We start from the raw sequence: 21,947 nt of genomic DNA on the forward strand, positions 1-21,947 counted from the left end.
AGCGGCATGTGGCACATGCCGCTCCTACCGGAGCTAGGGGGAAATGGGTTGCGGCAGCTATAAACAGGCCGCTCCGACGGAGCTAAGTTACCAACACCCGCTAAAGCAAAACGCCGGAATCAGTGCTGAATCCGGCGTGCGCTTGGCGGCCTCACAACGCGACACGTTCTTGCAGTACCTCCAGCGCCAGCGCATTGATGCTCTTCCCTTGCGGAGCGACCGCTTGAAATCAGCGCGGAGTTCCTTGAGATTCATTCCGTAACCGTCAACGCCGCAGTCGAAGGCCAAGCATCTCACCACGGAAGAGGTCGCATTCCGCGTCGTACTCAATCTTCGCGTGGGAATCGTCAAGTGTCATTACGTTTATGGCTCAACTCCATGTTGTTCCAGCCACTTTCGGATGCTGGCAACCGCGTCCTTGTTCGTGTTGAGCAACCGCCCTGACAACCTTTGCACAGAAAACGCTCAGCGAATCCGTGGGCGCACATTGAGGAAGAGCATGCAAAAGCCGGGACGATGGCAACATTTCACCTGTACAGTTGTCATAACAGCCAGAACTTCATGTAGAAGGTAGAGAACAGAAGTGAAGCAAGGAAGGCGAGTAGCGCCCCAGGTACTACAACTTGGAACTCTTGTGGCATGTCTTTGGTTACGGTGAACGCCAAGTAACTGGAGATGAGGGTGATCACCGTTGGCAAGATGCTGGCAATAGTTGGAGAGGAACTCGCTCCAATGAAAATTCCGATTGTCGCGCCAAAGGCCGCGAATACACCGATGAAAACGGACGTGCGCCAAACCTCTGACTTTGCGAAGCGATTATAGAACCACGCGACTGCAACGACCAGCACGGTGCAGACAACGCCGACAGGCAACAGTAGCCAAATAGCCTTGAGCACTGCATTGATGGTATGGGTAAGGTCGCTCATAGTTTCATTTCGGCATCAGTTGTATGCGCTCTTGACGGGCAATCTCGGTAACAACCCAGTTACATTCTTTCTTGTACTTGTCCAGGTAGTCATTGTAGATGTCCATGTATTCTCCCTTTTGCTCAGACTTCTCTAGTTCGTCCACTACGAACCCATGTGACTCCACATACTCATCTTGCTTTATGGTTCCTATCGACCTTTGCTTTTCAAGTTCCTTGTCATATTTCCTCAAGGTGAGCAGGTATCTCATCAGGGCATGGTTATATTTTGCTTCAAGTGGCTGTTCGCGAAAGTGCTCCAGTTGCTGGCGAAAGCGACGCAGATCCGACAGATAAGAAGGATCGCTTTTAGCCGCAGGAACCGCAGGGTACTGTGATTCAAGTATTTTCGAGGAAAGCGACTGTTCGCGAATGTAATCCAGTTGCTGGCGCAAGCGACGTAATTCCGATGGCGAAGAAGAAGATTCAACCTTAACTACAGGAGATGATGGCTGTGGGACTGGCGGTATAACGGGGGCGGGCATCTGCTGACCATTTTGAGTTACGCTATCCACAGGCATAACCGGGTAATTGGGATGGTCATCGTTTGAACCTTGAGAGCTTACGACCACGCCAGTAATTATAACTGCCGCCACTAGCGCTCCGACAATTAAGCTTCGCGTAGAAACAATAAAACTCATGGTTGTGTTTTTTGCGGTTTCACCATCCTGCCGCTCAACGCCAGAATTCAGATGTTGGGCAAAAGGTAAAACCCGATCCAGTTCTTCCGCGCGGTGTTTAGTTTCAAAGGTCCCAATAGACCCAATGGCTTTCATCGCGAAGGTGAATGTCGAAACCGTTGCCTAAGCACGTCAGCATACTAGCCTTTGCGACACCGAAACCAATTTCGGCAGCACCAATGCCGGCACCAACAAAGGCCGCAGCGGCACCCGCAATCAAGCCGGCTTTAAGTGCTTGGTCAAAGCAACTTCTCGCCTTCGCTTCATCTGGCCTTCTCCGCGCTCTTCATCCCAAATGCGTTGCATGAGTTCTCTGGCCGCTTTGCCTTTAACCCGCAAGCGCGGCAGTTTCCGCTTGAGTTCTTGCTCGACATCTTCCGCCGTCAGCGGTATCTTCGGCAGTTTCACTATCCCTTGCGCCGCCAACTCCAGTAGTTCTTTGTCGTAGTCCACTACAGATGTTGGCGCGGGCGCAACCGGGACGAGCCGGGCAATGGCGCGATTGTGCTCTTTGATCGTGATGGCTTGGCCTTGCCGCACTTGTTGTAGGTAGTGCGAGAGTTGCTTTTGCAGTTCTGTTACGTTGACGCTTGGCATGGTTACTCGTATTCCTTTCCGCTTGGCGATGTTACACCCTCAGTCATTCAGCCAAAGGTGGTTCAGCCTGCTTCAGTGCCACCATAACATACATAACATTCATCGCTGCGCCTGCTGCGCCCCCTGCGAATGGCTATGTCCGCTAAACGCATTCAAAACCCGATTCGGCAACAACCCCAAATAAAACGTCCCCGCCAGCGTCAGCGCCACCGCCAGCGCCGCCGCCGCACTCACGCGCGGTTTCGTAAAGCCCGGTGCCAGCGGACGGAAGAACATCACCACGATCGGGTAAATGTAGTAGTAAACCGACACGATGCTGTTCAGCACCGCCGCCACTACCAGCCAATGCAGCGCCGGCGAAGCATCCCACGCCGATTTGAACACGTAGAACTTGCCGATGAACCCAGCCGTCGGCGGAATCCCCGCCAGGCTCAGCAAAAAGATCGCCAGCGGAAAGCTCAGCGCCGGGATTTCAAAGCCTACGCCGGCATAATCGTTGATCTCGGTTTTGACATCGCCCGCGCGCGCCAGCATCTGAATCACGGCAAACGCGCCCAGGTTCATCACCGTGTAGGTCAGCATGTAAAACGCGACCGGCGCGAAATCCAGCGTCAGGAAACCGACCAGCGCGTAACCGGCGTGCGCGATGGAGGAATAGGCCAGCATGCGCTTGATGTTCTTTTGCGAGATGGCGATCACGTTGCCGATGGTCATCGTCAGCACCGCAATCACCGCCAGCGCGCTCACCCAATTGCCGTGCAACTGTGCGCCCACGCCCGGCCCCGTTTGCAAGCCGAAGCCCACCGCAAACACGCGCAGGAAGGCCGCGAACACCGCCGCCTTCGGCCCCGTCGCCATAAAGCCCGTGACCAGCGTCGGCGCGCCTTCGTATACATCCGGCGTCCACAGATGGAACGGCGCGCTCGCAATCTTGAACCCGAAGCCGACCAGCATCATCGCCGCGCCGATCAGTAACAAACCGGGGTAGCCCCCTCCGTTATTGAGGACACCGGTTGTTATCACCTGGCGAATCGCTTTGAGATTGGTGTTACCCGTCGCGCCGTAAACCAGCGCCATCCCGTAAAGCAAAAACGCCGTCGAGAACGCGCCGAGCAGGAAGTATTTCAACGACGCTTCATTCGCGCGCACATCGTTGCGCCGGTACCCCGCCATCACGTAGGTCGTGATCGAAACGATCTCCAACCCCAGAAAGATCGTGACCAGATCGTTCGCCGCCGCCAGCAACAGCGCGCCCGTCGTGGCGAACATAATCAGCGTGAACAATTCGCCCGGCGGCAAACCTTCATCGTGCACGAATTGCAGCGCCAGCAGCACGGCGATGATCGAGGCCAGCACGACTACGACAGAAAACGTCAGCCGCAACGCATCCACCGTCACCATCCCGCTGAAGGCGTCCGCCCCCTGCACCGCCACCGGCCACAGACCAATCACGGCGGCCAGCGTGGCGATCAAACCAACCAGCGCAATGCCCGCGCTCACCTTGCGCGACGCTTTATTAAGCAGCGCGTCCACCAGCATGCACACCACGCCGGTCACCGCCGCAATGCTCTCCGGCAGGATCGCGCCGTAATTCAGATTGAGTTGTTCGATTGATTGCATCGTCTTGTTATATTTCGAGTGCGGCAAATTCCCTCCCACGAAGCTACACGAAGGAAACACGAAGTTTTGTTCCACCTTCGTGTTTTCTTCGTGTGACTTCGTGGGAGAAAGTTCAGGGCTATTTAGAGGCGCGCATGATCTTGCCTTCGACGTGCGCGCGGATCGCGTTGACCGTCGCTTTGGTCTGATTCATAAAGAGCATCGGCACGACGCCCATAATCACCGCCATCACGACCAGCGGCACTAAGCCGGCGTATTCGCGCGCATCCAGGTCTTCCAACTCAGCGTTCTCGTCCTTTGTGATTTCACCAAAGACGACGCGCTGTAACATCCAGAGCAGGTACACAGCCGACAGAATCACGCCCGTCGCGCCCAGCACTGCGAACAGCTTCGCATACGGCACCGTCGAAGCGAACGTGCCGAGCAGAATCAGGAATTCACCGATGAACCCGTTGAGCAGCGGCAGGCCCAACGACGACAGCGACAGGATCACGAAGAGCGTCGAATACTGAGGCATCGGCGTTGCAATCCCGCCGTAATCCGCGATCAACCGTGTGTGGCGGCGTTCATAAACGATCCCGACGCAATAGAACAGCGCGCCCGTCGAGATGCCGTGGTTCAGCATTTGGTACAACGCGCCCTGCATTCCCTGCTCAGTAAACGCAAAGATGCCCAACACGACAAAGCCCAAGTGGCTAACCGATGAATAGGCCACCAGCTTTTTCATATCGGGCTGCACCATCGCCACCAGCGCGCCGTAAATAATGCCAATCACCGCCAGCGTCATCACGATGGGCGCCGATTCGCGCGAGACTTCGGGGAAGAGCGGCAGGTTGAAGCGCATCAGACCGTAGGTGCCCATCTTCAGCAACACGCCCGCTAGGATGATCGAACCGGCGGTCGGCGCTTCGACGTGCGCGTCGGGCAGCCAGGTATGCAACGGCCAGAGCGGCACCTTGATGAAAAAGGCCAGCGCGAACGCGAACCACAACATGCGTTGCACCGGGATGCCGATGCTGGCACGTTTGGACGCGAAAGTATTCGTGATCTCAACGATGTCGAAGGTCGTGCCGCCGTTCAAGTAATATACAGCGATGATGGCGACTAACATCAGTAACGAGCCGACGACGGTGTAAATGAAAAACTTGAGCGCCGCGTAAATGCGCCGTTCACCGCCCCAGACGCCGATCAGAAAGTACATCGGGATCAGCGTAATCTCAAAAAAGAGATAGAACAGAAACATATCCAGCGAGATAAACACGCCAATCATTCCTGTTTCGAGCACGAGCATAAAAATCATGAACTCGCGCACACGCTTTGTGACGTGCCAACTCGCCAGCACCGAAATCGGCATGATGAAGGTCGTCAGTAACACCAGCCAGATGCTCAGCCCGTCTACGCCCGTGTGATAGCTGACGCCGAACGTGCCGATCCAGGGAATCTTCGTCACCATCTGCGGCAAGGCATTGCCGCGATCAAAGCCCAACAGAATGGGGATTGAAACGGCGAACGTCAGCAGCGTCGTCAACAGCGTAATGTTGCGGTAGCCGTTATTGAGTCGCTCCTGCTCTTTGCCGCCAGTCATTCCGTACAGCAGCAAGAGCAGCGCACCCGCCAGCGGCAAATAGGTTGTGATCGTTATCCAGTTCATAAAGTCGGTAGTCAGTAGTCAGTAGTCGGTAGTCAGCGGCTGACTACTAACGCAGCGCGAAATAGCCAATCACGACAATCGCGCCCATCAAAATCACCGCCGCGTAATTGCGCGCAAAACCCGTCTGCGTTGTGCGTAACACATTCGCCAGCATGCTAAACGCATTCGCCACGCCATTGACGAAGCCGTCAATCAGCTTCACGTCCACGATCTTCCATAAGAAGCTGCGCGAAGTATTTTCAATCGGATTGATGAGTGTGGCGTCGTATAGCTCGTCCACATACCACTTGTTTTCGAGCAGCGCGGGCATCGGTTTGAGCGGCGTCTTCTTGAAGATCGTCCAGCCGATGCCGATGCCGAGCAAACCCAAAACAACAGAAAGTACCGTCAAGCCAACCTCGGTGCTCGTATCGTGAGGCTCTTCAACTTTTGGGGCAGCGGCAACGCCGTGTGCGCCCGAGCCTTCCGTGACAGCGCCGCCAGCGTTGTCCGCGCCGTGTTCAGCGCCTACGTGCGCAATCGCCGGTTCCAGGAAGTGCTCGAAATGATTCGCCCCACCCAGCGCCGCGGGCCAGCCAACCCAACCGCCCGCCACCGACAGCACCGCCAAAATCACCAACGGCAATGTCATCACCCAGGGCGACTCGTGCGGATGGAAGTGTCCGTGCTTTCCCTTGCCGTGCCCGCTGTGCGCATCGTGTTCGTGAATCACCGGCGAGCCGTCGTAGCGTTCATCGCCCCAAAACGTCATCACCATCATCCGCGTCATATAGACCGCCGTCAGCAACGCGGTCAGCGCGGCCACGCCCCAAAGCACTTTGTTCATGCCACTCGGCAAAGCTTCGGTCGAAAAGGCGCGCCACAAAATCTCATCCTTGCTGAAGAAGCCAGACAGGAACGGGAACCCCGAAATCGCCAGCCAGCCGACCAGCATCGTGGCCCAAGTTACTTTCATGTACTTCTTCAAGTTACCCATGTAACGCATATCCTGCTCGTGGTGCATCCCGTGAATGACCGAGCCGGAACCGAGGAAGAGCAGCGCCTTGAAAAACGCGTGCGTCATCACGTGGAAGATGCCAGCGATGAAATAGCCGGTGCCGCAAGCCAAAAACATGTAGCCGAGTTGCGAAACCGTCGAATAGGCCAGCACCTTCTTGATGTCGTTCTGCGCCAAACCAATCGTCGCGGCAAAGATCGCGGTCGCCGCCCCGATCACCGCAATCACCACCATCGCGGTTGGTGATTTGACGACGACAGCGCTGCAACGCGCGGTCAGATAGACGCCCGCCGTAACCATCGTCGCCGCGTGTATCAGCGCCGACACCGGCGTGGGGCCCGCCATTGCATCCGGCAACCAGACGTAGAGCGGAATCTGGGCCGATTTGCCGGTCGCACCGCCGAAGAGCAGCAGTGCAATCACGGTCGCAGTACCGAAGACCCACAAATGATCCGGCGCCCAGGTCGCAATCGTCGTCAGGAAGCTGGCGGCTTCGCCTTTCGCCACAAAGCTGATCGAACCGAAAGTCGTGAAGATTACGAACAGACCGATCATAAATGACAGATCGCCGATGCGGTTGGCGACGAAGGCTTTCTTGGCCGCATCGCCCGCTTCTTTTTTGCGGATGTAATAGCCGATCAATAAATACGAACAGAGGCCCACACCTTCCCAGCCAACGAACAGCAACAGCAGGTTATCGGCCAGTACCAGCGTCAGCATCATGAACATGAACAGATTCAGGTACGCGAAGAAGCGGTAATAGCCCGGATCGCCGTGCATATAGCCAGTCGCATAAACGTGAATCAGGAAGCCGACGAAAGTGACAAACAGGATGTAAACGCCAGAAAGCGGATCGAGCAGGTAGGCGAAATCGGCTTGGAACGTGCCGACTTGAATCCAGGTGAACCAGTATTCGCTGACCTGTCGCAAGCCCTCCGCATTCGCCGGGGCGTGCAGCAATCCGTTAAAGGAAAGCACTGCCAGCACGAACGAGACGAAAACGGATGCGGGCGCGATGATGCTCACAGCCCGTTCGCCCAGCCGTTTGCCAAAGAATCCGTTGATTGCCGCGCCGATGAGCGGCGCGAGGGTGATCCATTTCAACATAAAAAGTAGTTGATAGTTGACAGTTGATAATTGATAGTCGCAGGACGGTGAATAGTTCAAAACTATCAACTGTCAACTATCAACTATCAACTCAATTACAGTTTAAGCAAATCCGCTTCGTCCACGTTGAGCGTTTCGCGGTTGCGGAAGAGCGAAATAATAATCGCCAGGCCGACCGCCGCTTCTGCCGCCGCCACGGTCATCACAATGAAGACAAACAACTGTCCGGTGACGTTGTTCAGGTAACGCGAGAAGGCGACCAGCGTCAGGTTGACCGCGTTGAGCATCAGTTCGACGCACATAAACAGCACGATCACGTTGCGTTGCAGCAACACGCCGACCACGCCAATCGTGAACAGCACCGCGCTCAACGCCAGATACCAGGAAAGTGGAATCATCGGTAAAACCCCGCTTCAATGTAGGGCAACCTGCCGAGGTTGTCCGGTGTGGCAATGGACGCTTAACAGGTTAGCAAACCCATTCCGTCTCTCTGCCCTGAAAATTCAACCAATCAACCAGGGCAACCTCGGCAGGTTACCCTACTGTTCTTGCTCGCGTTGCGCATCCAGCGAGCGTTGCGCATCCGCTTGCGTCTCGCGCTTGGCCAGCAGCATTGCGCCGACGATAGCCATCAGAATCAGCACCGAGGTCGCCTCAAACGGCAGCACGTATTGCGAGAACATGCCCTGCGCGATGGATTCGACCGTACCAGTGACTTTGGTCGGGTCAACGCCCGCATCATTCGCGCTCGGCAAAGCGCCGGGCGTGTTGCCGATGTAACGGATGATGAAGAAGATTTCGGCCAGCAATGCGCCAAAGAGCGGCACCGCCAGCCATTGCAAAAACTTCTGCTTGTCGGTGATGGCTTCTTCCGCCCGCACGTTGAGTAGCATGATCACGAAGACAAACAGCACCATGATCGCGCCGGCATACACAATGATTTGAACCGCTGCGATGAAGGGTGCATACAACGTCAGGAAAAGCGCCGACAAGGCGACCATGACGGTAATCAGGGCAATCGCGCTGTAAATCGGATTGCGCTGCAAAATCACGTTGAACGCCGCCACGACGGCCAGCGCCGCAAACGCGAGGAACAGCACGACGGGAATGTTTTCAGAAATGTAATTAACGATGTCCATACAGCGCCTAGAAGAAGAGCACCGCCAACACGGCCGACAGCACGATGTTGAAGAGCGCCATCGGCAGCAGGAACTTCCAGCCGAAGTTCATCAACTGATCAAAGCGAAAACGCGGCAACGTCCCGCGCAACCAGATATACAGGAAGAGGAAGAAGAATATCTTCCCTAAGAAATAGACCACGCCCAGCAGCGGAAATTGCGCGACGAAGGGGCCATTCCAACCGCCTAAAAAGATGACCGTCGCCAGCACTGAAACCGTCATCATGTTGACGTATTCAGCCATAAAGAAGAGCGCGAACTTCAACGCGCTGTATTCGGTATGAAACCCGGCGACCAATTCAGTTTCCGCTTCCGGCAAATCGAAGGGCACACGATTGGTTTCGGCAATGGCACTAATCAGATAGATGAAAAAGGCGATGATGCCCACCGGCAACAATTGCCACGTCGCCCCGCCAAAGATGTTCCATTTCGGAAAGATACCGAACCACGCGCCGGATTGCAGTTCGACGATCTTGGACAGATCGAGCGTGCCCGCCATCAAGAGCGCCGCAATCAGCGAGAGCGACAACGACAATTCATAACTGATCATCTGCGCCGTCGAGCGCAGGCCGCCCAGCAGGCTGTATTTGGAATTGGAAGACCAACCCGCGATCACGATGCCGTACACGCCCAGGCTGGTCATCGCCAGCACATACAGCAAACCGATATTCATGTGGGTGACAGACAGGCTGATCTTGCGTCCGAACAATTCAAAGTCCGGCCCGACCGGATAAACAATCAACACCATCATCGCGGGCACCAACGTCACGGCGGGCGCCAGAATGTAAAGCCATTTGTTGACTGCCAGCGGCACGATGTCTTCTTTGAAGATGAATTTGAGCAGGTCGGCGAAAGGTTGCAACAAGCCGGACGGGCCGACGCGATTCGGCCCTAGGCGGTTTTGAATCACCGCCAACACGCGGCGCTCGGCGTAAACCGTATAGGCCACCACCAGCATAATGACGAGCCAGAAGACGACCATCTTGAGCGAGGCTTCGATCAGCCACTGCGTGTTCTCTTGTTGAAGGATTTGCGAAATGTCCATAAGTCACTAAGCCGGGCTTCGATCACCGTTGCGGGATACTGCTTGAAAGATAAAATTCAAAGCCCCAAAAAGGCTCGCTAAATCACCGACGGTGTAACCGTCTATGTTACTGGTGAAAGTAACTCCTGTTAACTTGCCGAACTTCCATAACTCGCCATCAGTTACTATGCCATACACAGACCGCGCGGCAGCGTTGTTAAGTTTCTGCGCTGCCACTAACTCAGCCAGACATTGCCCCCAGCCTTGCTCGAAGTCATTCTTCTTGGCTTTGACCACCATCACCAGCAGCCATTCCAGGACGGTTTTCCCGAGCGCGGAGCGCGTGGCGATGATGTAATCGGGCGTGCCGCTCAGCTTGTCGTTATAAGCAATGGATTTCTGAATCCAGAACGAATACCGCTCGTGGTAATGCTTGTATACCTCACGCAATATCGGCGTAATCACCAGATCGGTGCGCGACGCCTCAGAGGTATAAACGTCTATGTTCTCACGATTGAACTCAAACTCAGCTTGAAATGAGGCAGGAGGTTCAAGGTCCTGCGCCACAATAAAATTCTCTTCCCGAAACGTAACACCATATTCTTTCTGAACCTGAGCAACGTTTTTATAGTCACTAAAAGCCATCAGCCGTTACTCCTTTGCTGGCTTGGCGACCAACGAACAAACTTACGCCGGGAAAATCATCACCTGCGGCGTCTCTGCCTCCGCCGTTTCGGGCAGCTTGGGCGTCAGCATCTCGGAATAGCGCGTGATCGTGGGGTAACGCTGCTGCAAGCGTGAACCTGCTTTCGCCGTCAGTTCGCCCGTTTCAACGGCAAGGCCGCGATTGATCTGGGCGACTTGCGCTGCCAGCCGGTCTGTCACGTCCGCCGCGTTGATCTTGCTCGCATCCACGCCCGGCAAGGTGATGGCCGTTGCGCCTTCGTTCGCCAGCATGTTGTGTGAGAGACCCGCGCAACCGGGCACCTGCTCGGCAATCTCTTTGAAAACGCTCTTGAGTTGGCCGCCGAAGCCGAAATCCACGCCCAGCAGTTTTGCCACCGAATTGACGACCATCCAATCGGGACGCGCCTGGCCGACGGGCGGGATCACGCGGCGCACGAATTGAACCTGCATGCCGTTGTTGATTTGGGTGCCTTGCGCTTCGGCAAAGCTGGTCACCGGCAACACGACATCGGCCCGTTGCGCCGTCTCGGTCAGGAACATTTCCTGCACGACCAACAGGTCGAGCTTTTCGAGTTGCGCTTTGACCGTCGGGGCTTCGCCATTCGCTTTGGCAATGACGTCTTCGCCTGCGATGTAAAGGGCTTTGATTTCGCCGCCCGCCGCGCTGAGCATCTGTTGCGCGGTCTTGCCGCCTTTGTGCCCGGCGGCCATGCCCATCAGCCCCGCACCCATCGTATTTGCGTAACGCGCCAGCGGCAGGAAAGAGAATTTGCTGGCGGACTTGACCGCTTCCGCGCCGACTTCCAGTGTCGGGCGTTCGACGATGTAAGTGTGCGGGTTGTCGTTGATCGCAGGCTTCGGCGGTGAATTGGTCGAACGCACCTGGCGTTGCAACCCATCAATGTAAGCCGCCTTGGCCGCCGCCGCTGCGTCCGCTGAAACGGCCAGCGTGCTTTCCAGTAAGGCCAGTGCTTCGACCGCCGCGCCACGCAATTCATCGCCGAAAACCACAATGACCTTACCCGCTTCGGCAACAGCTTGGCGCACGGCTTGCACGTCTGCGGCCTGCACGCCCATCGCCTCCGCCGCGCCATCAATCTTTGCTTCGTCCAGTAACGCGGCAACGATGGCGGACTCGCTGCCTTCCCGCACGCGCAACGCCAAATTCGCTTGCCGCTCCAGGCGTGAAGCCATCGAGTTGACGGTGAAGAGGCGCGCCGCCTTTTGCCGCACCGCCCAGCGAATCGAGAAGGCAGTCAGCGGATTCTCTTCATTCGGGTCGGAGCCGACGAGCAACACGACATCGGCGTTTTGCACGTGCTCTTGTGTCGCAATCGGCGGGCAGCCGTAACGGAAGAAGGAGGTCAGATCAAGCTCGTCGTCGTCGTGGTAATACTCGGCGTGCTTTGTTTCCAATACTGCGTCGGCGAATTTGCGCAGCGCGTATTGATCTTCGTTCAGCAAACGCGCCGAACTGATGACGCCGATGGAATCGCCGCCACTGGCCGCTTTCACTTCTTTCAGTTTCTGCGCGACGAAATTCAACGCCTCATCCCAAGTGGTCGGGATCAAGTGCTCGCCGCGCCGGATCATCGGACGTTCAACGCGCTCTTTGCTGTGGACAAAATCAATCGTGTACCGGCCCAGCGAACAGAGGAAGTCGTGATTGATGCCACCCGCCGTGCGCCCCCGGCCATCACGAGCGACGGTGCGAATCAGTTTCTCGCTGCGCGTCCCGGCCAGCATCGAACAGCCGTCCGAACAGAAATTGCACACGGTCGGCACCTGCTTCAAATCCCACGGGCGCGCGACGTATTTGTAGGGCACGTGCAGCAGCGTTCCGGTTGGACAGACGTCCACGCAATTGCCGCAGTCAGAGCATTCGACCCAGCCGCCAAACGCACTGATGATCGTGGCCGAACCGCGATTCAAGACCGTGATGGCATTCTCGTCCATCCACTCCTCGCAGACACGCGTGCAGCGTTTGCAGGTCACGCAGCGTTGCGGGTCGTTGTAAATGAAGGGCGAAATCTGGCGCTCCAAAAAATTCTCTTTGTCAGCGTATTGCGAACGTGTGCGGTCTTCGCCGAAACCGTAGGTCTGATCCTGCAACTCGCACTCGCCCGCGCGGTCACAGACGGGGCAATCCACCGGATGATTCGAGAGCAGGAATTCGATCATCGCCGTGCGCGTCTCTTCGATCTCTTTCGATTCGGTGGTGACGGCCATGCCTTCGGTCACGGGCATGGTGCAGGCGGTTTGGAGTTTCGGAATTTTAGGATTGTCCACGCGCACGACGCACATGCGGCACGAAGCCTGCGGCGTCAACCCGCGATGGTGGCAGAAACGCGGCAGGTACACGCCGTGCATTTCGCAGGCTTCGATCAGCAATTCGCCTTTCGGCGCGGTCACTTCCTGCCCGTTAATAGTGAGCTTGACTGTTTCCATAACAAAATAATTTCAGCTTTACGTTTTGGCGGCGTTCCACCTATGAAGCCATTTAAGGAACTCGTTCGACCTGACTTTGATTTGACGGCGCAGCCGGGTGCAAGGGGCTAAGCGGCGTTGCCCGTATGGACAACAGATAAAGGATAATCAGAAAAACGACCGCTCCAACTGCCGCAAAAATTCGCCAATCACCTTCGAACGACTTTTTCTCTTCATTCGCTTGCCCATCAATCCCGACTATCGCGCCCGTTTCATCGGTCTCAATCCAAATTGTGCCTTCACACTTACCGCAAGTGTTTTGCGTTGTGCCTTCGCCATCCAGCGCATTCGCGCTCACAATCCCGCCGCAACTCGGACAGGCCAGCCGAACCAGCGGTTTGCGGCGTTCAGGCCGGCGTGGCGGTTTCGGCGGTGGCGGCGCATCGTCGTAATCATCATCGGGCTGAGAGGAATGACTATGTCTTGGCATAGCGACCAATCCCTAACTGTCAATTCTGAACTGACAGAAACCAACTGAACCCAATCTGTCGGCGGCCCCCGGCTCACACCATGCTGCGGAACCGCTTTATTTTTTCACGGGCAAAGCCGCTTTTATCTCGACCACTTCAATCCGCCGATTCTTGCGCCGCCCTTCTTCCGTTTCGTTCGTCACCCCGTCTTTGGGCACCGTTGCGCCAAACCCTTTCGCCCGCAATTGCACCGCCGGAATGCCGTGTTTGATCAAAAACTGCCGGACGGTTTCGGCGCGCTGATAGGAAAGCTGTTTGTTATACGCCTCGCTGCCCTGATTATCCGTATGCCCGCGAATCTCGAAAACCGAGGTTGGCGGCGCGCCCTTGAGCGTGTCAGCCAAATCCTGCAAGGCCTGTTGGCTTTCGGCGGTCAATGTGGCCTTATCCGTCTCAAACGTCACCCCGCTGAAACTATCCAACACAATCACCGCCGGAATACTCACCACCGGACGCGGCAGTGCGGGTGTGGGCGTCGGGGTGACTGTCGTGCCGTCCTCTGGCACCGCCGTGGTGCTCGCGGTTTGCGGGCGCGGACGGCAATACAGCGAACTGGCAATCCAACCCAAAAACACCAAGCCCAAAAGGATGGACAGTAACGCCAGGAAGAACCCGCGACCGCCGAGCACAGGCCCGGCCTCTTCGTCCTCGCCCTCTTCATCATAGGCAGTTGCCTGCGGCGCGTCCCCTTCTTCACCAATAAAAATGCCAATGACCTTGCCCCGCTCGTTCGTCGCCACAAAGACGTATTCGTCGCAAGACTGACAAAGGGTGGCCACCTCGCCAGCGGTTTCAAGCGCATTGGCTGGCATTTGATGCCCGCAGTTTGGACATACGACTTGAGTGACCGGCATTGCTGTCGCGTTTGCGTTTCTGCTTCAGGGACAAGAGCCGCGCCGCGCTTACGCCCGTGCGGCGCGGCCCCAAAGAAACAAACGAATGACTATTTCACTACGGCAAATTCGATGCGGCGATTTTTGAAACGCCCTTCTTCGGTATCGTTGCTGGCGACCGGTTTGTCGGGGCCGTAACCTTTCGCCACCAGTTGCTCGGCCTTGACGCCCAAACCAGCCAGATATTTGGCGACCGCCCCGGCGCGCGCTTGCGAAAGTTTCAAGTTCCCTGCCGCCGCGCCTTTGTTATCGGTGTGCCCGCCGACTTCAAACCGGGTGCCTACAGGCGCGCCCTTCAGCACTTCGGCGGCTTTCTTCAGCAGTGCCTGATTGGCCGCTGGAATATCCGCCTTGCCGGAGGCGAAGTTGATGATTTGCAAGTTCAGCGCATTGACGACCGCATCGGCATTCGCCCCGCCGGTCAAGGCGGCCAGTGCGGCCTGCGCCTTCTCGTTCGCCGCCGCCACTGCCGCATTCACATCCAGGAAGTTGCCGATGACGTTGAAGCCGCCGCCGAACAAACCTTTCAATTTATCAACCAAGGCCGCTGCGGCAGCCGTGCCGCCAACCTTGATCGCGTCCCCGTCAAAACTCAGTTCCGCGCCGGGAATCTTGAACTCTTTCAAAACATCGGCCAGTTTCGCCAGCCAGCCCGCCGGTTTCGCCGCCGGATTGACCGTGAGATTCGCCTCGAACTTGCCTTCGCCGTAGGCAGCTTTCAACTCGTCGAGAATCTTTTGCCGCGTCGCTTCATCCGGCACGATGCCGGTGACCTTGATCTTGCCGTCGGCGTTGATCAGTGAGAGCGACGCATTGATCGGCGCGGGCGTCGGCGTGGCAGGAACCGCCAGCTTCACCGCCACTTCGGGCACGTGCGCGCGATTGCAATATTGATAGCCCAGATAAACCAGCACGCCCAACAGCAACAACGGCAAGAGCCGCAACCAGCCGCCATTGTCCGTGACGGCTTCAACCGCTTCGTTCGTCGCGTGCGAAGCACCTGCTCTAACTGTGTGGGCCGCACCACTGACTGCGGCGGTTGCGCCAGTTGCGCCCGTCGTCGCGCCGGTAACGCCTGACCACAGCGAACTCAGCGCGGGCAACGACGAAGGGATCACACCGCCGGGCGTCAACTTGTCAATGAGCGCCGGAATCAGAAAGGCCAGTGCCGACTTCGCTTTGTCGAGCGGCACGCCTGCTTTTTCGGCCAACCCGCTCAAGACAGGCGCGCCCAGTGCGCTCTCGACTTGCTTTTCTTCGAGCGGCGCATTCGCGCCCGTGCTGATCCAGGATAAAACCTGATCGCCCAAACCAGCCTGCTTAAATTTGTCAATGAACCCGGCAATCCCGCCGCCTTCTGCGCTGGAAATTAGTTCCAGCAACGCCGAAACCAGCGGCCCGGCCTTGTCTCCCAAGCCAAAGCGGCTCGCAACTTCACTAATGAGCGAATCGAACAGCGCCATCATGTCCTCCTCTGGGGCAAACGATTTTGGTCAATCTGCGGCTAGGCGAAACAACCAAACTCAGCCCAGCCGTGGCGCGTTACGCGCGGATGCGTTCAGCACGTGTAGGGAAACGGCCCTTAGTCAATCAAAGCGAGGGGGAGTTGCAATGCAAAAATTCAAGGAGCGCGCGCGAAATCAGTCAGCGGCTTTCTGCAATTGCACCAAGTTGTGCTTGATGCGCCGCTCGAAGTCTTCGCGAAATTTCTTGATCGCCGATTGCACGGGCATGGCCGCCGCATCGCCCAGCGCGCAGAAGCTCTTGCCCAAAATCTTGTCGGCCAAATCGTAAAGCAGTTCGACGTCGCCGGGCCGGCCTTCGTAGCGGTGCATGCGCTCAAAGACTTTGTACAGCCAGCGTGTGCCTTCGCGGCAGGGCGTGCACCAGCCGCAGGATTCGTGTTTGTAAAAGTGCGTGACGTTGCGCGTCGTCTCAAAAATATCCGCCGTCTCGTTCATCACAATTACGCCACCCGAACCCAACATCGTGCCCAGCGATGCCGCCGATTCATAATCGAGCGTCAGCTTGGCGCTCTCTTCGGCATTCAGAATCGGCACCGAAGAACCGCCGGGGATGCAGGCTTTCAGCGTGCCCTTCATCCCGCCGCACTCGTTGTTGATCAAATCCATCAGCGGATAGCCCATCGGCACTTCATAATTGCCGGGCCGGTTGATGTGGCCGCTGACGGTGAAGAGCTTGGTGCCGCCGCTCTTTTCAGTGCCGAGCGCCTTGTACCATTCGCCGCCTTTCAAAATGATCCACGGCACGACGGCCAGCGTCTCGACGTTGTTGACGACGGTCGGCCCGCCGTACAAACCGACGACTGCCGGGAAGGGCGGTTTCAAACGCGGGTGCCCGCGCTTCCCTTCCAGCGATTCGAGCAGCGCGGTCTCTTCGCCGCAGATGTACGCGCCCGCGCCGGGATGCACGTACATATCGTGATCGAAGCCGGAGCCTAGAATGTTCTTGCCCAGATAACCTTTCGCGTAAGCCTGCGCCAGCGCCTTTTCGAGAATCTCTTTGATGTACCAATACTCGCCGCGAATGTAGACGTAGGAGGTGTGCGATTTGAGCGCGTAGGCCGCGATGATCATCCCTTCGATCAACTGGTGCGGGTCGTAACGCATCAGGTCGCGGTCTTTGCCCGTACCCGGCTCCGATTCGTCGGCGTTGCAGACCAGATAGGTCGGACGCTTCGATTCTTTGGGCACGAAGCTCCACTTCATCCCAGTCGGGAAGCCCGCGCCACCGCGCCCGCGCAGGACGGACTTTTTAACCTCGTCGGTAATCTGGGCGGGCTGCCACTCTTTCAAGGCTTTGCGCAGCGCCTCGTAGCCTGCACTTTGTTCGTAGACGGCGATATCCGCAGCCGCGCCTTTGAGATGAAATCGGGTGGTTAGAACTTTGGTCATAAGCTTTCAGATACTTCAATCAATTCAATTGCGTTTGCCGTTGCTGCCATTGTGCCCGTTGCGACGACGCTTTTGTTCAAGCTTGAGCCAAGTGTCGAAACGATTATTTGTTTCATCAATGCGCCGATTCGTAGCAGTCATCATCACAACTAAATTGCCCACATTCTTTTCCAGTTCTTTCAGCCGCTGATCGGTTTCTTCCTGCAACGTATAAAGCTTCAGCCCTTCCTTACTCACTTCGCCCACCAGGAAAGCCAGCTTGTTCAAAGCAACCTCGAATCTCTTTTGCCGCTTATCGAAGTCGCTGTTAATGTCATCCTGCTCCTCTTCCATCCTGCGAAAGTCAGCAGCCAGCGCCGTGAACTCGGCCTGCAAATCCAATGATCTGTTTTTGCCGCCTTTCTTCTTTGCCATACTTGCCGCTCGTGGCTTTGACTAGGCGAGCTTACTAATGATTTCGTCAACAGACGCAGTGGAAACCTGCTCGTGATAATCGAAGTTCACCTGCAACACCGGTGCTAAATCGCAATAGCCCAGGCATTCAACTTCTTGCAGCGTGAACTTGCCGTCCGCCGTCGTCTGGTTGATGCCGCATTTCAGCTTGTGCTCGATGTGCTCGGTGATCTCTTCCGCGCCGGCCAGCATGCACGAGACAGTACGGCAGACTTGCAGCTTGTATTTGCCGATCGGCTTGCGCGCATACATTGAGTAGAACGTCACGACCTCCTCGACCTCGTTGACGCGCATATCCAGCCGCTCGGCCAGATATTTGACATCATCATCGGTGACATAACCGTGCTCTTCCTGCGCAATGAACAAGGCAGGCAGGATCGCCGACCGCTTCACCGGATAGTGCGTGATGATCTCGTCGAGTTTCTTTTCGTTGGTTTCACTAAACATAAAAAGTAGGGACTAGCGGCTTGGGGTTAGAGGCTGGGTCGAGACTGTCTAGTCTCTCTTCCCTAGTCCCTAGCCCCTCTCACTAACGATCAACGTCTCCCAGCACAATATCAATACTGCCGATCACGGCGACCACGTCGGCCAGCAGCGAGCCTTCGACCATCGGCGGCAATGCCGACAGGTTGACGTAGGAAGGAGCGCGCACGCGCACGCGATAGGGCCGCTCGCCGCCATCGCTGACGACGTAAAAGCCAAGCTCGCCGCGCGCCGATTCGATGGATTGATAGACCTCGCCGACCGGCACTGAGAAGCCTTCGGACGCGACCAGGAAGTGATGAATCATCACGTCAATGTGCTGCTTCATCAGATCGCGGTCGGGCAGTTTGAGCTTGGGATGATTGGCGATGAATTCGCCCGGTTGTTGCAGGCGTTTGAGCGCTTCAACACAAATCTTGTGGCTCTCCTCCATCTCATCCATGCGCACCAAGTAGCGCGACCAGACATCGCAATCGTGGTACACCGGCACCTTGAAATCGTATGTGTCGTAGCCCGAATACGGTTCCTGCTTGCGCACATCCCAATTGACGCCGCTGCCGCGAATGGTCGGCCCGGACAAGCCCCAACTGATCGCATCGTCTTTCTTCATAATGCCGACGCCCTGCGTGCGGCGCTGGAAGATGCGATTGCCAGTCACCAGCTTTTTGCATTCAGCCAGGAAGGCCGGGAAGCCGTCCAGGAAGTCTTTGCACAAGCTGCGGAAGTTCGACGGCAAATCCCAGCGCGCGCCGCCAATGATGAAGTAGCTCTGGTGCAACCGCGCGCCGGTCGCGCATTCGTACAGGTCAAGAATCTTTTCGCGCTGGATGAAGGCGTAAAAGAAGCCGGTCATCGCGCCGATGTCCATCGCGTGCGTGCCGAACCAGACCAGATGCGACGAGAGGCGATTCAATTCGGTAAAGAGCACGCGCAAGTCTTGGGCGTATTTCGGCACTTCGACGCCCATCAGCTTTTCGACCGCCAGGCAATAGCCCAGGTCGTTGCCCATCGAGTTGAGATAGTCCATGCGGCAGGTCACGGTGACGACCTGCTGCCACTTCTCTTTCTCCATCGTCTTCTCGATGCCGGTGTGCAGGTAGCCGATGTCGGGCGTCGCCTTGACGACGATTTCACCGTCGAGCACCAATTCCAGCCGCAACACGCCGTGCGTCGAAGGATGCTGCGGCCCCAGCGACACCGTCATCAACTGATCTGCCAACGGGTCGGGCCGCAACGTGGCGACCGAAGGAGTTTTGACCTGAATCTCTTTGACTGATTGCATATCTCAAGCAGTGTTCTAAGTTCTGGGTTCTACGTTCTGGGTTCAACTTGCCAACTTAGAACCTGGAACTCAGAACCTAGAACTCAGAACCTAGAACTCCTAGTAGCCTTTGATCGGAAAATCCTTGCGCAGCGGATAGCCTTCGTAATCGGCGGGCATCAGGATGCGCCGCAAATCGGGATGATTCTCGAAGTTCACGCCGAACATATCGTAAATCTCGCGCTCCAACCAATTCGCCGTCTTCCACACACTAACGACTGACGGTACGGTGGCGTCGTCCTCTTCCACAAAGACTTTGACGCGCAGCCGATGGTTGTGTTCAAGCGAATAAAGTTGATACGCCAAGGCAAAGCGTGGCGCGGCGAATTCGCCCAAATCCAGCCCGCCGATGTCGCTCAAGTAGTTGAAACGCAGCTTGGGTTCATCGCGCAAATAGGTCAGCAATTCGATCAACCCTTCGCGTTTGGCGACAACGGTGATCTCGCCGATGGCCTCGGTAATCCCGACGACAGTGTCGGCAAAATTGGTACGGAGTAAGGAGGCGTCAGCGTACCGCACACTGCTGCGCGGCGCGGTGGCAACGGATGCTTGCTCGGTGGTTTCAGACATTGTTTAAGAAGTAGTCAGTAGACAGTAGTCAGTAGAACAGTAGTCAGTGCGGTACCTACCTACTGACTACTGTCTACTGTCTACTGTCTACTTCTTCAAGCGGCTTTTTCTTCGGTGAACACCTTCTGGCGTTCGATTAACTCTTGCAGCTTCATGACAGCGTAAATCAGCCCTTCGGGGCGCGGCGGGCAGCCGGGCACAAAAATATCAACCGGCACGACCTTGTCTACGCCCTGCACAATGGCGTAGTTGTTGAACACGCCGCCCGCCGAAGCACAAACGCCCATCGAGATGACCCATTTCGGTTCGGGCATCTGATCGTAGATGCGGCGCAGCACTGGGGCCATCTTGATCGAAACGCGTCCGGCCACAATCATCACATCGGCTTGGCGCGGGCTGGCGCGAAAGACTTCGGCGCCAAAGCGGGCTACGTCATTGCGGGCGTCGGTCATCGCCATCATTTCGATGGCACAACAGGCCAAGCCAAACGTGGCCGGCCAGAGCGAAGATTTGCGCGCCCAATTGACCAGCGAATCCAACTGCGTCGTTAAAACATCCGGTAAGACATCGCCGAGTTTCGTTTCAAGACCCATAAAAAAAACCTTCCAACCAATGCGGTACCGCGCGCGTGAGCAAGCGGTTGCGTGGCGTGTGGCCGGCCGCTTGCTCACGCGCGCGGTACCGTTACCCACTCGCCGATTTAACTGCGGTTCCACTCGAACAGGCCTTTTTTCCAAACGTAGATGTAGCCCACCAGCAAGACCGCAATAAATAGAATCATTTCTGTGAAAGCGAAGGTGCGCCCAAAGTGCCAATCCGTAATCATCCGCCGGAAGGTCGCCGCCCAGGGCACCAGAAAGATGGCTTCGATGTCGAACAGTATGAAGAGCATGGCGACGAGGTAAAACTTGACCGAAAAGCGCTGATGCGCCGAACCGACCGGATCCATGCCGCATTCATACGGAATCAATTTCTCGCGGGTATCTATGCGCTTGCCGACAAAATGCGACAGCGCGATATTCGTGACGGCAAAACCGAGCACGAAGATGAAGATCATCAGGATCGGAAAATACTCTCTCATCAGTCCACCTTAACGATTACAGACCCGGCTCTTCTCGCTTACGCCTCTTACACAAGCCATTGTATAGACTGTGTCAGCGCATTCAAGATATTCATATTGCGGGTGCTACGGGATGAAGCGTGTTACTAGGAAACGCATCTTAGTACACCGTCCGCGCGACTGGCAAGCAGCCCAGGCAAAATCATTCACAAGCGAATTCCTATGCGCCGAAAACCGCGCCGCGCACCTGCTGGGAAGAACATGCGCAACGCGAACTCGCCGGCTACGCGCAGCGCAATCAACAACGCCTGCCCACCCAAGCGCGCTTCGGACGCCTTTGTCACCGCGCCGGTTTTGATTGGAATTGACCGAAGAAGAGCGTTCGTGAATTGCTCGAACGCGCGCTGAACCTGGAATTCAGGCAAGCCGGCGGAACTTGATCCTGCCCGGCACGAACGGCCTCGGCAAAAGCAGAAGCCTTCGTCACAACTCCGTCATGGTGCGACGCGCGTCGCACCATGACGGAGTTGTGACGAAGGCTTCTGTCCGCGCACTCTATCTCAGCCTCCCGTCTACGCCTGACCTGTTGTGTTTTCTGAGCCGGGCAGCTTACGGCAGCACACTGTTCAAAGGCCGGTCACCGGCTTGTCCTTGCGTCTGGGCCAGCACACTGCCATCCAGGCTGCACTGCACATACCAGGTCTGATCGCTTGCGCGCCAGACCGTGAGGTCGGCTTTGCCGTCGCCGTCGTAATCGCCCGGCGCGGCTTGATCGTAGTAGGGCGCGGCG

22 protein-coding genes are annotated in these 21,947 nt (G+C 56.6%); all 22 read right to left on the reverse strand.

Features of this window, described 5'->3' with window-relative positions; genetic code table 11:
* Nucleotides 1–542 precede the first annotated feature (542 nt).
* Complete coding sequence (locus tag HY011_22095; protein ID MBI3425626.1) at nt 543–926, reverse strand: hypothetical protein; 384 nt, start codon at nt 924–926, stop codon at nt 543–545.
* 4 nt (nt 927–930) lie between these two features.
* The gene (locus HY011_22100) at nt 931–1,740 is read right to left on the reverse strand and encodes a hypothetical protein (protein ID MBI3425627.1); all 810 of its coding nucleotides are present in this window, start codon (nt 1,738–1,740) and stop codon (nt 931–933) included.
* Nucleotides 1,741–1,860: 120 nt separating this feature from the next.
* Entirely contained in the window at nt 1,861–2,241 is a 381-nt protein-coding gene (locus tag HY011_22105) for a type II toxin-antitoxin system prevent-host-death family antitoxin (protein ID MBI3425628.1), read from the reverse strand.
* A 99-nt stretch (nt 2,242–2,340) separates the two neighbouring features.
* The gene (locus HY011_22110; protein ID MBI3425629.1) at nt 2,341–3,861 is read right to left on the reverse strand and encodes an NADH-quinone oxidoreductase subunit N; all 1,521 of its coding nucleotides are present in this window, start codon (nt 3,859–3,861) and stop codon (nt 2,341–2,343) included.
* Between the two features lie 118 nt (nt 3,862–3,979).
* Nucleotides 3,980–5,512 carry an NADH-quinone oxidoreductase subunit M gene (locus tag HY011_22115; protein ID MBI3425630.1) on the reverse strand — a complete coding sequence of 511 codons (1,533 nt, stop codon included), beginning with the start codon at nt 5,510–5,512 and terminating at the stop codon, nt 3,980–3,982.
* Between the two features lie 46 nt (nt 5,513–5,558).
* Nucleotides 5,559–7,616, reverse strand: a complete 2,058-nt coding sequence (gene nuoL / locus HY011_22120) for an NADH-quinone oxidoreductase subunit L (protein ID MBI3425631.1) — start codon at nt 7,614–7,616, stop codon at nt 5,559–5,561.
* Between the two features lie 95 nt (nt 7,617–7,711).
* Nucleotides 7,712–8,014 carry an NADH-quinone oxidoreductase subunit NuoK gene (nuoK, locus tag HY011_22125; GenBank protein ID MBI3425632.1) on the reverse strand — a complete coding sequence of 101 codons (303 nt, stop codon included), beginning with the start codon at nt 8,012–8,014 and terminating at the stop codon, nt 7,712–7,714.
* Nucleotides 8,015–8,155: 141 nt separating this feature from the next.
* Nucleotides 8,156–8,725 (reverse strand): NADH-quinone oxidoreductase subunit J, encoded by a 570-nt coding sequence (locus tag HY011_22130; GenBank protein MBI3425633.1) that lies wholly within the window; start codon nt 8,723–8,725, stop codon nt 8,156–8,158.
* Nucleotides 8,726–8,762: 37 nt separating this feature from the next.
* Nucleotides 8,763–9,839: an NADH-quinone oxidoreductase subunit NuoH gene (gene nuoH / locus HY011_22135; GenBank protein MBI3425634.1), complete on the reverse strand. Its 1,077-nt coding sequence runs from the start codon at nt 9,837–9,839 to the stop codon at nt 8,763–8,765.
* Between the two features lie 6 nt (nt 9,840–9,845).
* Nucleotides 9,846–10,463, reverse strand: coding sequence for a hypothetical protein (locus tag HY011_22140; protein ID MBI3425635.1), 618 nt, complete (start codon nt 10,461–10,463; stop codon nt 9,846–9,848).
* Between the two features lie 42 nt (nt 10,464–10,505).
* Entirely contained in the window at nt 10,506–12,953 is a 2,448-nt protein-coding gene (locus HY011_22145) for a molybdopterin-dependent oxidoreductase (protein MBI3425636.1), read from the reverse strand.
* A 52-nt stretch (nt 12,954–13,005) separates the two neighbouring features.
* Nucleotides 13,006–13,422 (reverse strand): hypothetical protein, encoded by a 417-nt coding sequence (locus HY011_22150; GenBank protein MBI3425637.1) that lies wholly within the window; start codon nt 13,420–13,422, stop codon nt 13,006–13,008.
* 96 nt (nt 13,423–13,518) lie between these two features.
* Nucleotides 13,519–14,274, reverse strand: a complete 756-nt coding sequence (locus HY011_22155; GenBank protein ID MBI3425638.1) for an OmpA family protein — start codon at nt 14,272–14,274, stop codon at nt 13,519–13,521.
* Nucleotides 14,275–14,405: 131 nt separating this feature from the next.
* Nucleotides 14,406–15,821: an OmpA family protein gene (locus HY011_22160; GenBank protein ID MBI3425639.1), complete on the reverse strand. Its 1,416-nt coding sequence runs from the start codon at nt 15,819–15,821 to the stop codon at nt 14,406–14,408.
* Nucleotides 15,822–15,995: 174 nt separating this feature from the next.
* Nucleotides 15,996–17,270, reverse strand: a complete 1,275-nt coding sequence (gene nuoF / locus HY011_22165; protein MBI3425640.1) for an NADH-quinone oxidoreductase subunit NuoF — start codon at nt 17,268–17,270, stop codon at nt 15,996–15,998.
* A gap of 24 nt (nt 17,271–17,294) precedes the next feature.
* Entirely contained in the window at nt 17,295–17,651 is a 357-nt protein-coding gene (locus HY011_22170; protein ID MBI3425641.1) for a hypothetical protein, read from the reverse strand.
* 54 nt (nt 17,652–17,705) lie between these two features.
* Nucleotides 17,706–18,170, reverse strand: coding sequence for an NADH-quinone oxidoreductase subunit NuoE (nuoE, locus tag HY011_22175; GenBank protein MBI3425642.1), 465 nt, complete (start codon nt 18,168–18,170; stop codon nt 17,706–17,708).
* Between the two features lie 82 nt (nt 18,171–18,252).
* On the reverse strand, nt 18,253–19,488 hold the full coding sequence (gene nuoD, locus HY011_22180; protein MBI3425643.1) for an NADH dehydrogenase (quinone) subunit D: 1,236 nt from the start codon (nt 19,486–19,488) through the stop codon (nt 18,253–18,255).
* Between the two features lie 99 nt (nt 19,489–19,587).
* Nucleotides 19,588–20,097, reverse strand: a complete 510-nt coding sequence (locus HY011_22185; GenBank protein MBI3425644.1) for an NADH-quinone oxidoreductase subunit C — start codon at nt 20,095–20,097, stop codon at nt 19,588–19,590.
* Between the two features lie 95 nt (nt 20,098–20,192).
* Nucleotides 20,193–20,690 (reverse strand): NADH-quinone oxidoreductase subunit NuoB, encoded by a 498-nt coding sequence (gene nuoB / locus HY011_22190; GenBank protein ID MBI3425645.1) that lies wholly within the window; start codon nt 20,688–20,690, stop codon nt 20,193–20,195.
* Nucleotides 20,691–20,797: 107 nt separating this feature from the next.
* Entirely contained in the window at nt 20,798–21,181 is a 384-nt protein-coding gene (locus tag HY011_22195) for an NADH-quinone oxidoreductase subunit A (protein MBI3425646.1), read from the reverse strand.
* Nucleotides 21,182–21,766: 585 nt separating this feature from the next.
* Nucleotides 21,767–21,947, reverse strand: a 181-nt coding sequence (locus tag HY011_22200) for a VCBS repeat-containing protein (GenBank protein MBI3425647.1), incomplete at its 5' end; no start/stop codon positions are given.

The organism is Acidobacteriota bacterium, assembly GCA_016196035.1.
Taxonomy (GTDB): Bacteria; Acidobacteriota; Blastocatellia; order RBC074; family RBC074; genus JACPYM01.

Excerpts from the sequence above, each read along its gene's own strand:
- HY011_22095 (MBI3425626.1), bottom strand. The coding sequence starts at position 926 with ATGAGCGACCTTACCCATACCATCAATGCAGTGCTCAAGGCTATTTGG.
- HY011_22100 (MBI3425627.1), bottom strand. The coding sequence starts at position 1,740 with ATGAAAGCCATTGGGTCTATTGGGACCTTTGAAACTAAACACCGCGCG.
- HY011_22105 (MBI3425628.1), bottom strand. The coding sequence starts at position 2,241 with ATGCCAAGCGTCAACGTAACAGAACTGCAAAAGCAACTCTCGCACTAC.
- HY011_22110 (MBI3425629.1), bottom strand. The coding sequence starts at position 3,861 with ATGCAATCAATCGAACAACTCAATCTGAATTACGGCGCGATCCTGCCG.
- HY011_22115 (MBI3425630.1), bottom strand. The coding sequence starts at position 5,512 with ATGAACTGGATAACGATCACAACCTATTTGCCGCTGGCGGGTGCGCTG.
- nuoL (MBI3425631.1), bottom strand. The coding sequence starts at position 7,616 with ATGTTGAAATGGATCACCCTCGCGCCGCTCATCGGCGCGGCAATCAAC.
- nuoK (MBI3425632.1), bottom strand. The coding sequence starts at position 8,014 with ATGATTCCACTTTCCTGGTATCTGGCGTTGAGCGCGGTGCTGTTCACG.
- nuoH (MBI3425634.1), bottom strand. The coding sequence starts at position 9,839 with ATGGACATTTCGCAAATCCTTCAACAAGAGAACACGCAGTGGCTGATC.
- HY011_22140 (MBI3425635.1), bottom strand. The coding sequence starts at position 10,463 with ATGGCTTTTAGTGACTATAAAAACGTTGCTCAGGTTCAGAAAGAATAT.
- HY011_22145 (MBI3425636.1), bottom strand. The coding sequence starts at position 12,953 with ATGGAAACAGTCAAGCTCACTATTAACGGGCAGGAAGTGACCGCGCCG.
- HY011_22150 (MBI3425637.1), bottom strand. The coding sequence starts at position 13,422 with ATGCCAAGACATAGTCATTCCTCTCAGCCCGATGATGATTACGACGAT.
- HY011_22155 (MBI3425638.1), bottom strand. The coding sequence starts at position 14,274 with ATGCCAGCCAATGCGCTTGAAACCGCTGGCGAGGTGGCCACCCTTTGT.
- HY011_22160 (MBI3425639.1), bottom strand. The coding sequence starts at position 15,821 with ATGATGGCGCTGTTCGATTCGCTCATTAGTGAAGTTGCGAGCCGCTTT.
- nuoF (MBI3425640.1), bottom strand. The coding sequence starts at position 17,270 with ATGACCAAAGTTCTAACCACCCGATTTCATCTCAAAGGCGCGGCTGCG.
- nuoE (MBI3425642.1), bottom strand. The coding sequence starts at position 18,170 with ATGTTTAGTGAAACCAACGAAAAGAAACTCGACGAGATCATCACGCAC.
- nuoD (MBI3425643.1), bottom strand. The coding sequence starts at position 19,488 with ATGCAATCAGTCAAAGAGATTCAGGTCAAAACTCCTTCGGTCGCCACG.
- HY011_22185 (MBI3425644.1), bottom strand. The coding sequence starts at position 20,097 with ATGTCTGAAACCACCGAGCAAGCATCCGTTGCCACCGCGCCGCGCAGC.
- nuoB (MBI3425645.1), bottom strand. The coding sequence starts at position 20,690 with ATGGGTCTTGAAACGAAACTCGGCGATGTCTTACCGGATGTTTTAACG.